The organism is Cyclobacterium qasimii M12-11B, from assembly GCF_000427295.1.
Taxonomy (GTDB): Bacteria; Bacteroidota; Bacteroidia; order Cytophagales; family Cyclobacteriaceae; genus Cyclobacterium; species Cyclobacterium qasimii.
In genome coordinates, this window is the sequence record NZ_ATNM01000141.1 from 1 (window position 1) to 16201 (window position 16201).

The 16201-nt window shown below is 40.1% G+C and carries 7 protein-coding genes; all 7 read right to left on the reverse strand.

Annotated elements, in window-relative coordinates:
- Positions 1 to 139: 139 nt before the first annotated feature.
- Positions 140 to 2536 carry an exo-rhamnogalacturonan lyase family protein gene (locus tag ADICYQ_RS17745; RefSeq protein WP_146947752.1) on the reverse strand — a complete coding sequence of 799 codons (2397 nt, stop codon included), beginning with the start codon at positions 2534 to 2536 and terminating at the stop codon, positions 140 to 142.
- A 277-nt stretch (positions 2537 to 2813) separates the two neighbouring features.
- Positions 2814 to 4514: a right-handed parallel beta-helix repeat-containing protein gene (locus ADICYQ_RS17750; RefSeq protein WP_020892730.1), complete on the reverse strand. Its 1701-nt coding sequence runs from the start codon at positions 4512 to 4514 to the stop codon at positions 2814 to 2816.
- 92 nt (positions 4515 to 4606) lie between these two features.
- Complete coding sequence (locus tag ADICYQ_RS17755; protein ID WP_020892731.1) at positions 4607 to 7093, reverse strand: right-handed parallel beta-helix repeat-containing protein; 2487 nt, start codon at positions 7091 to 7093, stop codon at positions 4607 to 4609.
- A 212-nt stretch (positions 7094 to 7305) separates the two neighbouring features.
- A complete protein-coding gene (locus tag ADICYQ_RS17760; protein ID WP_020892732.1) occupies positions 7306 to 9753 on the reverse strand; it encodes a BACON domain-containing protein in 2448 nt (815 codons plus the stop codon).
- A gap of 593 nt (positions 9754 to 10346) precedes the next feature.
- On the reverse strand, positions 10347 to 11411 hold the full coding sequence (locus ADICYQ_RS17765) for a BT_3987 domain-containing protein (RefSeq protein WP_146947753.1): 1065 nt from the start codon (positions 11409 to 11411) through the stop codon (positions 10347 to 10349).
- A gap of 26 nt (positions 11412 to 11437) precedes the next feature.
- Positions 11438 to 13144, reverse strand: a complete 1707-nt coding sequence (locus ADICYQ_RS17770) for a RagB/SusD family nutrient uptake outer membrane protein (RefSeq protein ID WP_020892735.1) — start codon at positions 13142 to 13144, stop codon at positions 11438 to 11440.
- 18 nt (positions 13145 to 13162) lie between these two features.
- Positions 13163 to 16186, reverse strand: coding sequence for a SusC/RagA family TonB-linked outer membrane protein (locus tag ADICYQ_RS17775; protein ID WP_161625616.1), 3024 nt, complete (start codon positions 16184 to 16186; stop codon positions 13163 to 13165).
- Positions 16187 to 16201 lie beyond the last annotated feature (15 nt).

Consider the following 16201-nt stretch of genomic DNA (forward strand, 5'->3'; position numbering starts at 1 on the left):
CGTTAAATAAACGACAATAAATTTGTTGGAATCCTATATGGATATGGTATTAAGCTGATCTTAAACATTCTACCCCGATAATTTTATTTTATAAATGCTCCCAGTCCCATTTTATTAAACAGGGTTTGAACCATCAGATTTATTGGGTTCCATTGACAAACAAATTCATTGCTTCAGGAGAACCATACATTCTAATGCCGTAGGATTTCCCCATTCCCGGTCTGTTACCAGAATTTTTCAAGTTACGCTCAAACTTAGCTTCCCATGCTTTCTTCAAAATTCTCAATTGCTCAGGGTCTTTATTGATATTAACGCTATTAACTAAGGTCATGATAGTGACACCCATTTGGCCAATAGGATTAGAAGCGGGGCAGGAGGTATATCTCCATTGACTAATTTCCTCCACCCAAGTGTCATTGTTTAGGTGGTTTACTCCCCTGAGAAGACTTTGCGGTATGCGTTCATCACCTGTAAGTCGATAATAATAACTCAAACCGTTTAACCTGATAGAACTTATAAAACCAGCTTCTCCCACGTGAGAAGGAACCCCCTTCTTCCGGTCCTCAATGGAAACGCAATTGCAATGACCCCAAGGAAGGCTGTACAACCAGCCACCACTATGTGCATTTTGTTCAGCAAGTGCATCGTCTGCCAGATGTTTCATGGCATTCAAACAACGCTTTGTAGGGTTTATGTTGTATTCACCAGCCAAGGCAAGCATGGTCCAACCATTTATCCGGCCGGAATGACTACCACCTTTGAATTTATATGTCCTGTCTTCCGCCAATTTTATTAAATTATCCCCAATTCGGTTCACTGTTTCTTTCATCCATGGATCTCCGGTTAGTAAATAATAATAGGACATTCCAAGGGTAAATATGTGGCCTAGATTAAATGGGTCCAGACACAGGTAAGGATTAGGGTTTCCTTTGCCAATGTCCAAGTCTACATAGAGTTCCTTCACTTTTTCAACAGGGTGGAACCCACCAACATGGCCTATACTGTGTTCGTGAACCATTCCCGGTCTTGAGGGATAGGATTTTGATTCCCATTTAGAAAAATATTCTTTCAAATCATCATTCACAAAATGGACCACATCTACCTCGCTCAAATGACGGGCAGATTCTTCAGCCACATAAAAATATTTTGGGTCACCCGTTCGAACAAACTGAGTCAGTATATGTAATGGGGTGTCGTACTCATGGTTTCCCCAATTAACTCCTCGCTCGCCCCACCAATCTCCCCAATTCATTGCACCATAATCCCGTTGTTCTTGAATAGACTGGCGATATCCTTCAAATTGATTTTCCGCCCAATCGTCATATGTTGCCATTCCTTCGCTGCCAGCAGCAGCAATAAATCCCCATTCTCCCGTATTGATAGCCTGTGTAGGATCAGGTATTGGTATTAATCTTTGGTTTGCAGACTTTGCTAGTGAAGCCCCATCACCTGAGAGGTCAAGCCAAATCTGCCAACGGCGGGCTTGCCCCACTCTTAGTCGATAGGAGTCTTCTTCAAAAAGATAATCATACTTGTACCAAGGAACCATATGAGCAAAGGCACCTTCCTCAAATTCCGGAAGCAAGCCCAGTTTAGCTACCTTATTGTTCACCTCAAGGCTCTTCGGCCATTGTTGCCAAAAATCTTTTAGTGCAAAAGACAATGTCCCTTTTCGGTCGCTAATCTCCATCCACCCCGGAGCCTTACTTCCCTTTCCTGAGCTACCTTCAATAGTGTATTTTTCATCATCCACCTGAAACAGTTTAGCCGTTTGGTTTTCAGTAGGTTTTCCCACCCATCCCGGGTCACCTCCAATAGTGGCCTTAAGTAGGGGATTAAGTGGCACAATTTCAAAACTCAAATCATCAATATATGCTATAATTCCCGTGTCTGCATTTACTAACAACTGTGGTTCAATATAAAACTGTTCCAAGCCGGCAAAGACGGAGGCTCGAAGTCGAAAATCTACCATACGTTTTCCAGCCGGATCATTAAAGGATCCGGACAATATCATTGTAGAACGCATTTCTCCATTGGTTTCCACTTTAGAGGAAGTGACTGTTGCTTCGCATCGCTCTTTTGATTTGTTTTTCATGACAAGCTTGACGTCAAATCGATCAGAAATTCGCAACAAAGCTTCTGGAGTAGTGGCTAATTTTACATTGCCGGAGGAGATAGCTATCCCCTGATTTTTGGAAACCCTTACGCCAGTAGATGGCTGCGCTTTCTGCACACCGGTTCCCCATTTCAGTCGGAAATGGCTGGCCTTTTTAGCATGAGGTTTGGCCTGAAAATCCAGAAGTACCCATCTGGCGCTACCATCTTCCCAGGTAGCTAAAATCTCATTTTGGCAGGGAACTGGATTGTCATTTTGATCAAATAAAACAAAATGACTTCCCTTAGGCGCCGAGCCTTTTTCAATAGGTATTCCACCTGTAACGGCACGCTGAATATCCAATCCAGCCAACTCCTTCACGCTAATGTCCATGAAAGACTGACCATGTGCTAGAGGCATATATGTTAGATACAATCCCATCAAAAAAAATCTAACCAAAATCCTTGATAAAAATATTTTATATAATCCATAGGAGAAATGGATTCTTTCAGATGTGAACTTATTAGTAGGTAGGAAATTCATTTGATTTATTTGTCTAATAGATTAACATGCATTATAAATATTTACTCTATACAATCAGGTTGGTGATTTAAATCATTTCCTAGGTCAAATATCCCTAGCCATACTTTTCAGAAAGCAGTCTCATTTATAAAAATTGTTACTAAAAAATAGTTTTGACTTAAACCAATGCCAATTACTACCTCTCCCAGGCAGACCAGCCTTCATCATGGGCCAAATAGGCCCGTCTTCCAAATTCCAGTGGGCGGGAGCCTACCTCAAAAGCACCCAAGTCTGGAGCATTCCCTTTGAAATCAGCATTGAATCCTGGAATTTCGATGCCACCATCAATCAATGGATTAGGGATTTGCACGACAGGATCGGTAATATTTCTTTTGACATCACCGAACTGATAGGGCTTTCGTCCCCAGACGATAGAATTGATCCTGGATCGGGGAAAATATTCCAGGGAATACGAAGTCCTATAGAGTCTGGTTCCAGAAGGTGTGGTACCGAATTTTATACCATTTTGCTCCTTGGCAACCCCCGATGATAGACCTGAAAAATAATCGTAGTCGTAATCGCTATTGTCAACTGTTTCACGATCAGAGGCAAGTCTTCCTGGCGCATCAAAGATATTATTCCTTGTGACTGTGTTAGAAATACCATGCCCCGAGAATGCATGAGTAACACCCATAGGTTGTACTATCGTATTATGAAAAACATATCTCCTACCTCCGGCAAACGGTTCTCGTTCTCCGGTTTTGATAAAAGCCCCTCCACTGGAGTTACGATGTCCTACTCTGCTTTCTCCAACTACATTTCTATAAATGTATATTGGTCCTTTCGTAGTAGAAGCCGTAGCAATACCATTGAAAAACTGATGGGCATAATTGCCAAATACTCTTACGTTCATATTGGCTCCTTCGACTTCGATGGCATCATCCCATACACTACGGATCAGATTGCCATAAATATCCGAATCCCGGTTCATATTGCCCACATTGGAGTAATTTGAGCCACCGCCGATAGCATCATTGAATCCATGATCTTCAGTGGAAAGAATATCATTATAACGTATTACATTCCCACCCAGACTTTCTCTAATTGTAATGCCTTGAGGGCCTGCCGGGTGACCCGTTTCCCAATCATTTGAGGCTCCTCTTGGATCTTCAATCAGGTTTCGTTGGATGGTCAAATTCCAGGTGCCATTTTCTGCATTAATTCCACTATCCGTACTACCTTCTAAATTCCCGTAGGTGATGGGGCCGCCTATTCTACCCCAAAAAGTGATATAACACTGTTCGATAACAATATCATGTCTGTCTTTCTTGATGCGAATACCATCTGTCTTCGCATTACGGACTTCTATTCCCCGAACGATTACATAGTCAGCATCAATTTGTATTCCCTCATTGCCTACATTGCCCATATTAATTACGGAGCGGGTATTTTCAGGTACAGTGATTAGATGGTAGGCTTCTGGCGTCCCCGATTCTGTAATAATGATGGGGTCAGTCGATTCACCTTCCGGCAGGTATGTTGTCTTTCCAATTGGGAATTGATCAGATCGAGTAGTGAAATTCATGGCTGTTTTAGCCTGATCACTTGATAGTTCGACTTGATAGTCTGTATTAGGGTCAAGACCGATAATACTCCCTCGATATTGGCCATCTCTGTCATCATACACCAGATTAAGTCCTATTGTCCAATCTGAATCTGATGGCTTTTTGTATTTCACTGTGCAAGTTCCAGACTCAGGTGTGGTCCAATACAAGCCAGTACATTCATAGGTAGATACAGCGTAAGGATTGGTAACATCCTTACCTGGAGTTTGACTATACCCATCATGCCAAATTAATAAGGCAGTGAATACAATGATCAAGTTGAAAGGTCTCATAAAAATTTTCAAGTTAATTTAAATCAATTAGGTGTAATTTTTAATCCAATATTGCCGAAATCCGCCTAACAAGCTATGCGATTTGTTTGGATTTAGAATTGCTCATAAACCCCCAGGTCCGGAGCAGTTTCATTGAATGGGAATCCAAGGTCAGATCCAACATTCACAAGTCCTGACCCGGCTTTCAATCGCAGGAAATCCGGTGAACTAGGTTCCAAACTTACAAAATCACTGGCAGAAACCGTATAATCCGACAAATTCCAACTGTTATGGTGATGTAATCCACTCCGGTAACTCGGGACTTTATTGCTAAATTCAATATTGTTAACCGTAGTCGTCGTTTTGCCAAGAGTATAACCCGAGTTGTTGTTGTAAGAGACGTTGTTATAAAACAAGACATCCACACCACTATTAAAGTCAATTCCTGTAGCCCTATTGTTATACGAAATATTGTGATGTACATAGGTGTTGAAGCTTTGATTAGCTCCTCCAGCCTTTATTCCGTTTCCATTGCCATTAGCAATGCCATTGGAGTGGATGATGTTGTATGCGAATTCTGTATTTGTAGATCTCCATGAATCCACACCATCGTCTGAATTGTGGTACACAAGGTTATTGAATGCGCTATTCCCATCACCTGAAGAAATGCTTATGCCGTCAGCATCTCCACCGTCGTTCCCCCAGTTATCAACTGCATAAGTTAGACCGGCATCCGAGTTGTCATGAATTATTGAGTTTTTAACGGTATTAAACGACCCCTCAGCTCCGTATGGATACGCTTCGTAATCACTAAAAATGTGAATTCCGGTCCCTGAGTTATGATGTGAATGTATTCCATCCATTAAATTGTGATTCCCGGTTATGCGAAGACCAGTTTGTGGCATGTTTCTTACTTCAATTCGTCGCAACACTATCCAACTTCCAGTTAATTGAATGCGAACCTTTGCTGCTTTTGCATGACCGGTCCCATCAAAAATAGCAAGCTCACCGGGATAGCTCTCGTAAATTATGGGATTGCTTTCTGTTCCCGATTGATTAAATCGAATATTTCCAACAGGCAAGTCGTATTGCCCACCCCTCAAGAATACGACATCTCCAGCTTGTGACTGGCTAATTCCGGTCCTGAGATTACAAGGGTTTTCCTGTGAACAACTAGATCCGCTTCCTGTTGGTGATACGAAAAGATTGCGCTGGCCAGCACCGAGAGCGGTTTGCACTACCTCCTGTGGACCAGGACTATTTGCTGCCGATATCCTTGCTCCTTCAAGTCGCTGGAGAAGATCAAGGGTTGATTCGTCACTTCCAAGGTTCACATTGCCCACGCCTACACCAATTGCAGGACTAGCAGGCGATAGACGAAGGAAATTGGGATTGTTACGGTACGTACTTTTGAATAGCGGTGCAGTGATGTCCAGGTTCCAACTGTTCTTTTCCTGAGAGGAATTAGAGCTGATGTCTACGGTATTTCCAGGGCCAGGAATGGTAAGATTGTTCTTAAAAACATTGCCTGCTGTTTGGGTACCCTGGAAGCTTGCGCCATATTTGGCCTTGCCGGTGTTATCGCCTCTATTATTGTTAAATGCGGTATTGTTTATAAAGGAAACATTTGATCCATTGTTATCTGTGAATCCTCTCTTCTTATTGTGAAAAGCCACGTTGTTTTGGAAGACATTATTACCACCGATAGGTCCACCCCCTTTGAAACCGTTTCCATTGCCTTCCGGCCCATAGCCATTGTCGAATGCAACATTGTTTTCAACAAGTGAATTATATCCTTCCCAAACGTCTATTCCATCATCTGAGTTATTATAAACCAAATTCCATCTAACAATATTGCCACTTCCATTTGTGATGCCTATACCATCCGCGTTATTTCCCGCCTTAGTGGGATCCCCTGACATCGGAACTATGTCGTAGTTGTCGTAAGCCACACACCACTCGTAAATATTGTTGTTACCCTTGTAGTTTTGTATTCCAGTGAAGTTATGTCCATGAGCTACCAATCCAGTTATTAGGTTGTCAGATCCGAATACTATGAAGCCCCGGTGGGGGCCATTTCTAGTAGTAAAATTAGCGAAAACATTGTGGTTAGCAGACACTGCTGGGAAATCCTTGCTCTTGGGTAATTTGGGTAGGTCAGATCCGTCAAGAATAGCCCACTCTCCTGGATAGGAAGCCCAGACAATTTTTTGGGAAGAAGTCCCCGAAATTTTGAAGGTCACTTTTATTGGGTAAATTCCGCCACGCATATAAACCACATCACCGGGTTGCACACTGGCCGCTGCCTTGGTAATGGTTTTAAAAGGAGTTTTGACACTTCGGCCATCATTGCTGTCATTTCCGCTAGGGGAAACATACATAGTAGCAGGAGGGACGACGTAAGGGCTAGGAAGTCTTGGCTCTGGGTTTTGTTTTAAATTTACCACCTTAGGACTGATCGTTTCATAGGTGGATAAATCTCGATCATTCAAGCTAACTACAAACGAATTAGTATCAGATGTTCCCTGGCTTTTCCCCTCAATATTGAAAAGCAAAGTAAGACAGAACACCAATTCAATTGCAATAAAAATCTTTTTCATAATTTATATTTATCTTCAAATTGATAAGTCATTAATAAAGGCAACTGAATTTCAAATACACCAGAAGCAGGATCAAGGTGCTACTGTCCTAAATCAACCAAAATAAGTCCGTTACAAACCCAATAACTGCCTTGTATAGTTGATCAAAGGGAGCGATAGACCTATTTTCGCGAGCTCAGACTTGAGACTATCGAGAGCTTTGCGCTTGCTGTTTATTCTCGCTCCCGATTCCAATATTGTTCAAAGAATACTCCTGGATTATCTGTAATAATCACCTGATTTAGATTAATATTTCCATCGATATCTTTTATAAATATCTGATGTTTCCCAGCTTGTAGCTCATCTCCTAATTCTTGCAAAAACATGACTCTAAAGTCATTTTCATCTGCCACACTCCACCGATAGCCTGGTTGATATTGAAAAGTTTCTTCTGGATTATCATCTAAGATCAACTGGAATTTACGGGGTCTTGAATTGATTTTTATAGCCATCCGCATGAGTAAAAAATACCTCCCAGGCTTTTTAATATTAAATTGGGCTTCAATCGATGTTTCTTTTGAGTCCTCATTTAGCTCAATGTATTTGCCTTTAGAAACCGTCGGATCATTGGATTTTCTGGTGATCTCTGCCATGTCGGGAAGATCAGCAGCCTCGATATAAACCGTATTGGGTGCAGCGGAAGGTTTTAGGTCTTCTTTAAATTTACCCTTCGCATAAAGTGAGATAGGACGTGATAGTCCATCCGGCGTTTTGATAATAAAAGCCCCTCTAAATAACGGGCGACCACGTAGTTTGCCTTCATCAAGTGTGACGGTGAGTTTAATGGATTCCCCGGGATTTATTTCCCCTGAAGAAGGACTTACTTTAAACCAGTTTGAAACCTTGTTCTGTCGAATGTCAAATTTGACTGACTGTTTTTCCGAAGCAGGTAAGCTTAGTGTCACCTCCTTTATTGTTTTCTGAACAGGAACAGAAAATTGCAACTCCTGAGGATAGGCGGTTAAAGCAAATGGGCGAAATGGTAAAACGTTTATTCCATTTATAAATGCGCCCATGTCTTCTCCTTCAGGAGTGATGTTGGCAAGAGGAACTGATTTAGCCTTAGCAATACTATTGGTGGCTAACTGATAATTACCCTTAAGTGGGTCTATCAATTGAGGATCACCCACCATGCCATTCATTTCCAGACCATTCTCGTGATAGGTCGATAAAAGCTCCTTGGAGAGCTGAAGGTTATTTTCAATCCAAAATAGATCATTGTCAAAATCGTCCCATTTGGCCCAATCGGGTGGACGTTGATTAGCTGAGGAAAAGATATTATTGCGCATAAAACCAAGTTGCCGGTGCGGGATTGGGTTATGATAATTGTGGTAGGGTGCTGTATTAAACCCGTAAAGCGTATTGTTTAAATAATACCTTTTACCGCCTTGAGGTTTTCCATGGCCATTTTTAAAGTAGTTAAATGTTAAACCGCTTTCATCCCCTAGGTTAGTCAGTAGGTTTCCAAATACAAATTGTGGCCCTAGAATAGTGGCTCCTGTACTGACTCCCATTAAGGTTCCTTCTACTTTATTCTGGTAAAAACGATTGTTCATACCGCCACCCTCTAGTTCTGCACTGTCATCATTACCGAAAGCCAAGTAATTGCCATATATATCACTATCCCTGTAAAAACCTCCCCGGATGGAGCCATTTTCAGAAGATTCGATGACATCGTTCCATCGATGCTCATCACTGCCTATCATGTCATTGTACCGAATTACATTACTACCTCGTGAATTCCATACATATACCGCACTAGGTCCAGTAGGATGCGAGAACATCCAGGAATTGGCCCTGAGACGTGGATCGTGTATATAAGATCTTTCTACTACCGTGCCTAGGCTATTCATAATCTTTACTCCGGCGTCATAATTTATTACTTTTCCATTCGAGTCCAGGTATCTACCAATGGTGTTATTCCCTCGTAAACTCTTGCTCGTAAATACCTGTTTACCAAGGCGACCCCATCCGGAAATGTCACAGTTGATGATGCGTATGTATTCCGATTCAAATACTTCAATCCCATGGTTGTACCCTCCTTCAATTGTCACATTTTCGAGAATCACATACTTAGCATTTTTAAACAGGACGGCTGCAGTTTGAGCATCCTTATCGATATATTCCCGCTTCAATACCCATCCTGTTGGTGCCGTATATTTGATCCATCCATCCGGTTTACCCTCGTCGGAAATTACGATTCCGCCTTTACTATTCGCTGTAAGTTTACTCAAGTCGATTACTTTAGCAATGGGAGGATTACTCGTCCAGGTACGGAAATCTTCTTGAAAGATAATTTGGCTGCTATCTAGTGAGGAGCGCACGCGTAATTGCCATTCGGTATCTTCTTCCAATCCAAAAATACTTCCTTTCCAAACCCCAAGAGGAAGGTCACTGATTGTTTTGAAAGTAGGTCGCCAAATTTGTGTCCCTTTACGACGATAATCAACGATATATTCCTTCTCTGAAACCCCTTTAGGATAAAAATAGTAACTGCTGTTGTTAAAACTGGGTTTGATTTCAATATCACCCTTGTTCAATACCAAATCAATTTCAGGGCTCTGTGCGTGTAGAGCCAATGAAAAAAATATCATTATAAATGACAAAAAAGCATTCTTCATTTCATTGTAATTTAAATTTTTAATTCATGACCTAAAACGTCATAAAAATTAATCAAGCCCGGATCAGGCAATAGAATTTCCTAATTCATCGGGAAGTGTTGCAATTGCCATAAAATCAGGCTGTTTCGAGATTTTATCGTGGCAGAGCAATGGTGAACTTGCCTTTCCGTCAGGTAGAATTGAAAGCAGCAAAGAAGTAGTTGATTTTAAAGCGATTTCATCACGTAATAGACTGTCTATCGGGGTAAAGATGCACTAAATTCACTTAGCTACACATCCAGAAAATTTTAAGGGGTTTTGTTCCGTGATCAGTGGAAGCTGACCAAAGCTAACACTGAGCGTATAGGTGTTTTATCTTTAGATAAGCGACTAAAATGTTGTAATATCAAGGCGTATAATTGTTTATTTAGGTGATTTTAAATCGATATATCCCTCCAAAAATCAACTTTTGGAGGGATTGGTATAATTTACTAGCTCACATCAATGATTGTAATGAAGAGTAAATAATAATTCCGTATTTAACAAAATACGGAATTATTATTACCAATTGGTGAAGAGAATTCCTTCTGGATTTTATACTTAAAAGAGTTGAATTAATCTTCGGAGATTAGGATGGAATTCTCCTCAAATTTCAAATCTCTATCTCTAAATACCAATGTGTCTGAAGCTACATAAGTATTCCCATCAGCCTCATAAGTATAATTCAAATGCATCGATTGCATGTCTAACCCAATAATGGATTCTGTGCTGGTTTCTTTGTCCATAAATTGTCCGTTTCCGGTAACAGCGTATAAAGATCCCTCACTAGGAGTTATGACAATATCCCCACCCGGGGTTCCCCACATGTTGGGAAATTCCAGGTTCATTGCGTATCCTCCAGTTGCGCTTGTGTTTTGACCTATAAAATTAGTGGTAGCTGTAGTCTTTCCTGATGTTTTAAGAAAAACAATATTGTCTCTTTCAACATGTATATCCCTATAGATAACTGTGTCAATAGGAGTAGTGCCTGAATAAACAATGGTTCGGCCTCTTTGCAAATAGGATCCATGATAACCGTTAATATACTTGATACCATATAGCACCCAGTCTTTAGGACTCTTTCCAGCCTCCCAGTCATTAGGGTCTCTTTTGTCCGGGCTTAGTATGTCGTCATTTGCAGGAGCACCGACTAAAATGCTGTCAGCTGAGGTCTTCGTTATGCGTAATGGCAAGACATAAGCGCCGGTTATGGCTATTGGATCATCGAAAAAGGCATTGGTCAGCTGAACTCCAAGCATTCCATTAAACGAACCTTTGGGTATGGTGATCAATGATGTGGAGTTTAAAGTATAATATTCTTCAGGTAACGGTAGAACCTTCTGATCTTCATCGTTGACAACAATATAAACGTTATCTGTAAGGGAATTATCAACTTCGAAATCTACAGTCCAGTCGTGGTCATTTGAGCCATACAAGCCCCCAATCGACACGCCAATGTCGAATTGAAGGTTTTTATCCAAGGTATTATCAATCCTGTCTTCTCCTACAGATAGCGTCCTTAGTGGGAGCTGTATAGGGAAATAAACGGCAGTATGATCGTAATCATAAAATCCGAACTCCTGATCTTTACAAGCCATTGTTCCAATGACTAAAATCAAATAAATCATTATCTTTTTCATGCTATAGCCGATTAGTGAATTATTTCTTACCACCCGTTATTTTGTTTTAAATTGTATTTAAGCGTTTCATTATATGGTATGGGGCCATATATCATAAAAGGCTCATAGATACGGTTTTCTATTTCCCTGTAATCATAGGAATACGCATCTGCAGAATTCGTAATATATACACCTTTAACAGGTTCCTGCATGGTCGTCACATCATTCCACCTGCGTATGTCCCAAAACCTGAAGTCCTCGAAACACAATTCCAGACGTCTTTCATTTCGGATAAGCATCCGCATTTCTTCGATGGAATTAATTCCATTCAAATAGCTGTCATTAGATGGTATGCCTGCACGATCGCGTAGACCTCGCATTATGGATCTCGCTGTAAATCCGTAGCCATTGGGGTCCCCATCGGGTCCCCATGCTTCATTAGCTGCTTCTGCGAAATTCAGATGTATTTCTGTTTCACGAAAGAGGGTATATATGTGATTCGTTGAAACCTGATTACCTGGGCGAAGACTTACGTTTTCATCCATTAGTTTTTTCAGGTAATAACCTGTACGAGTAGAATTTTCCTGAGCCCGAATCCCGTCTAGAGGTTGGCCTTCATACGTGGAGATTGTACTGTTCCTAAATTCAGATCCATTGTATAAAATATAGGCACTTAACCTTGAATCCCTGTTGTTATAAGGGTTGTCAGGATCATAACCGCTTAGTTCATGGCTTATAGGATATCCATTGTTCATTGGAAATGCATCAACAAGGTTTTGAGATGGATTTGTTCTTGCAAAACCAAAAAGTGATGGAGGGAAATTCTGTGTCTCCCATCCAAGTGTTAATTGTCTTGATTGATTCCAAATCAGTTCCTTATTGTCTAAAGTGGAGTAAAATTCTATTCCTCCTTGGTACAAATCGCCCAATTCAGATAAAAAATCACCTGATGTTTTTGCTGCCTGCTCCCAGTTTACGTCACTTGATTCCGAAAAGGCTGGGCTGGCCGCCTGCAAAACTACTCTAGATCTCAAAGCTTTCGCCGCTTTTCCATTCATTCGGCCATCAAGTTTACTTCCCATAACAGCATCGAAATTAGCATCACCTGTATTCACATATACATCGGGCAAATTGGCAATAGCTACATCTATATCCGATAAAATACTAGCAACGGATTCGGCGTAGGTATTTCGAGGTAATTCTAAATTGTCTTCCGGTAAAAGTGTTTCGTCAACTATTGGGAATCCCAAAAGTTCTCCATCCGCACTTTTTCCACCATAAGCCCTTAAGAGTTCAAATTTATACCAGGCTCTTAGGCCATAGGCTTCTCCTTTTAACCTTTTTAAATAAAGGGCGTTCCTGATGTCATTATCAGCAGCCGGTCTTGAGATATCCACAGCGTAATCCGCTGATTCATAAATATCCAGGAATTTATTAAGGTAATATATTTTAGTATAATCCTCACTCCATGAACCTAAAGCCCCATATTGGGAAGACCATTCACCAGTTGCCAAACGCAAGTAACCAGAGGTTAGGTCATTGGTAACCGCATCATCGGTAGCGGTCTCAGAGTTAAAGCTATAGCCATTAGGTAAGCCCGTATAACCCTGCATTAACAGCCCTTCAACAAAGCTTGGCCTTGTCAACAAAATCTCATCAGTATAGGTATTGTCTGGTTCAGGAAGAAAATAGTCATCACAAGAAATCAAGCCTATACATGCCAGATACAATATAAAATAGTTTAGTTTGTTCATCTTATTAATTTTCACCTATCAAAACTGTAAATTAACTCCGGTAGAAAATGATCTCATGTTTGGAGCACTTCCTATCCTTAAATTTAATACATCGCTCATTCCAGAAAGCATAACTAAGTTGTCTCCTCTGAGGAAAAAACGTGCCTGATCTAAACCAATAAAACTCATGTCTGAAAAGGTATAGTTCAACTGGACGGTTTGTAATGAAAACCTATCGGTATTGTATTGCCAGTAGGTAGAATTTCTGAAATTATTTGAGCCTGTAGTTGTAGTTAGTCTTGGGTATTTTGCATCGTCAGGCGAGTCAGCAGTCCATCGATCTAATACAAAGTTTGAATATTTATCATCTCCCCTTACCCAATAGTAAGAGCCTGAGTAGGAGCCATCTGCCCCAAATTGCCCTCTTCCAAGTGCAAATAATTCAAAGGACTTGTAGCTTAATCTTACATGTAAACCCATCTCAACTCTTGATGTGTAATTTCCAATCATCTGTTGGTCATTTACATCAATTATTCCATCATTGTTAAGATCCTTGTATTTAATGTCTCCTGGGCGTACTTCACCAAATGACTGGTCAACATGGTTATCAATGTCTTGCTGATCCTTAAATAAACCCAACGCAACATATCCAAATCTTGCATCCATAGGTTTATCTGCCCTCATACGATACTCATCTGCATAAAAAGGTTCATCAATAGTAAGAATCTTAGGTACCGAATAAACCACATTTGCACCAATATTTAATTTTAGACCTCCTATTTTCGAAGAATGATTTAATCCAAGTTCAACGCCCTGAGTTTGCTGACTACCATAGTTGCTATATGGAATAACACCTATAAGGTCGGGGAGTGTATTGGCTCTTTGAACCACAAAATCATAATTTTTATAATAAAAGTAGGAAGCTTGGATACCTAATCGATAATTTAAGAGCATGGATTCAAATCCAATGTTATAATTCATCATTTTCTCCCATAGTAGATTGGGATTTCCTGGATAAATTCTTTGACTTGCATTTGAACCTTGCCCATTTGCATAACGAAAAGTGCTTTGAGCTCGATAATAATCATAAGTTATTTTATCATCTGTTACATTTACATCCGTATTTAGGATACTCCAGTTGGCATTCAATTTTAAATAATTAATTGAACCATTGTTCTTGATGAAATCTTCTTCTGAAACCACCCAGCCTAAACCAATCCCAGGAGAAAATGCATACTTATTATCATTGGTACCGAAGTATATTTGCGATCCTGCATAGGCTCCAGTAAGCTCGGCAACGTACTTATTTGAGTACATGTAATTTGCTCGAAAGCCAATATGTCCAGATCTGCTAGGTGTCCAAAGTGACTCACGGGTATTAACCTGTGAGAAAATCATGGCATTTGCATTAAACTTATGAACTTCGTTAAAAGTCCTTGAGTAGTCAAGATTGCCATAAAAAGCATAGCCTTTATAGAAATAACCATCGATAACGGTTTGATCCGTTACTCTAACATCATTACCAAGCTTGGTTATGCTTGATAGGTTATTACTGCCTTCTATAAAAGAGGGGGAATAGGTTGCATAGTTATTTTGCATCTCTTCCCAACTGAAACTATAATTATTGAAACTAACTAGAGCAGAAGCTTTTAACCCTTGAGTGATACCTTTAAGGTCAAACTCAAGACCTGTGTTAATGTCCATTAACCAGCTAAATTGTTTGCTTGTGCCATTGAATAGTAAGTCTCCATAAATATTGTTTTGATAGTTATTTGTGCCACCCAATAAATACTGACCGTCGACCAAATTTGCACCTGCTACTAACTCTGGATATTCACTTGCTGCACTTGCAGGGATCAAGAGGGGATATAAATTGGGGAGATATGTTGATGAAACCCCCCAAAAGTCACTTCTTGACCAAAAATTACCGGAATACCGAGGAGCGTTGGAATTATTAAGGATAAACGAACTATTGAACTTTAGCTTTATAATATCGGTAATTTCATAGTCAACAGCAGTTCTTAAATTAAACCTGTCGCTTTTTTCTCCTTCTCCGACATTTATTAATCCATTATTCCGTCTCCACCCAATATTTACAGCAAACTGTCCTACGTCATTTCCGTTGGCGATATTCGCATTAAAATTTTGGTAGGATGACATGTTCTTAAGAAAAGTCGAATTATAATAATCCTGGTCCGGATAGCGTAGCGGATTATTTCCTAATCTTGTTCCACTTATTTCTTCTTGTGAATACCTTGGGGCAAGTCCATCATTAACAGAAGCCTCATTGTAAAGCTCCATGTAATCTGATGATGAAAGATACTCAGGATAAGAGATTGGCTTATTAACACCCGTTTGTAAATTGAAATCAAGAACCTTTTTATTCGGAGTACCTCTTTTAGTGGTAATAAGGATTACACCATTCTTTGCTTTTGCGCCATACAATAGTGCAGATGATAAATCTTTTATCACTGTTATATCCTCAATTTCCTGCGCAAAAATCTCATCATTACCCAAATTACTCCAACCAGGGTAAACATTGTCGATTGGAATACCATTAATAACAATTAATGGATCTCCCATACCTCTAATATTATACGATGAAAGCAATCCTGACACCCTGCCTCTAATTAGATCGCTTACACTATTTTCCTGGCTGTAATCAAGTATGTCAGGGACATTAATTGTTCCAACAGCTCCAGGAATCTGGCGTTTGGTTAAAATGTCAAAGGGGACATTCACAAGGTCGTTTTCACCTGCTTGAAAAAGTCCTTTTGTTAAAATAAGTGCGTCCTCATCCAATGAATAATTAAAGTAACCATCATTGTAACCTTCAGCCTCAACAAAAATCTGAATATTTGGGGTGGATGCTATAGAGAATTCCCCACTATCATTAGTTGTAACTGTTTCATTGTTTTCACCGTAAGTAACGGTAGCGCCTGAAATAGGATTTCCTTCATTGTCCTTAACAATCATTTTTCTTTGCACTTGGGCAAATGAAACAACCTGAAAAATTAAAATTAAGGAAAACGCTAAGAAAATAACCCTTGATATATTCTTCATATCTAATATTTTTTT

Bases quoted from the DNA above. Each gene is read 5' to 3' on its own strand.
- ADICYQ_RS17745 (WP_146947752.1), bottom strand. From the start codon at position 2,536: ATGGGATTGTATCTAACATATATGCCTCTAGCACATGGTCAGTCTTTC.
- ADICYQ_RS17750 (WP_020892730.1), bottom strand. From the start codon at position 4,514: ATGAGACCTTTCAACTTGATCATTGTATTCACTGCCTTATTAATTTGG.
- ADICYQ_RS17755 (WP_020892731.1), bottom strand. From the start codon at position 7,093: ATGAAAAAGATTTTTATTGCAATTGAATTGGTGTTCTGTCTTACTTTG.
- ADICYQ_RS17760 (WP_020892732.1), bottom strand. From the start codon at position 9,753: ATGAAGAATGCTTTTTTGTCATTTATAATGATATTTTTTTCATTGGCT.
- ADICYQ_RS17765 (WP_146947753.1), bottom strand. From the start codon at position 11,411: ATGAAAAAGATAATGATTTATTTGATTTTAGTCATTGGAACAATGGCT.
- ADICYQ_RS17770 (WP_020892735.1), bottom strand. From the start codon at position 13,144: ATGAACAAACTAAACTATTTTATATTGTATCTGGCATGTATAGGCTTG.
- ADICYQ_RS17775 (WP_161625616.1), bottom strand. From the start codon at position 16,186: ATGAAGAATATATCAAGGGTTATTTTCTTAGCGTTTTCCTTAATTTTA.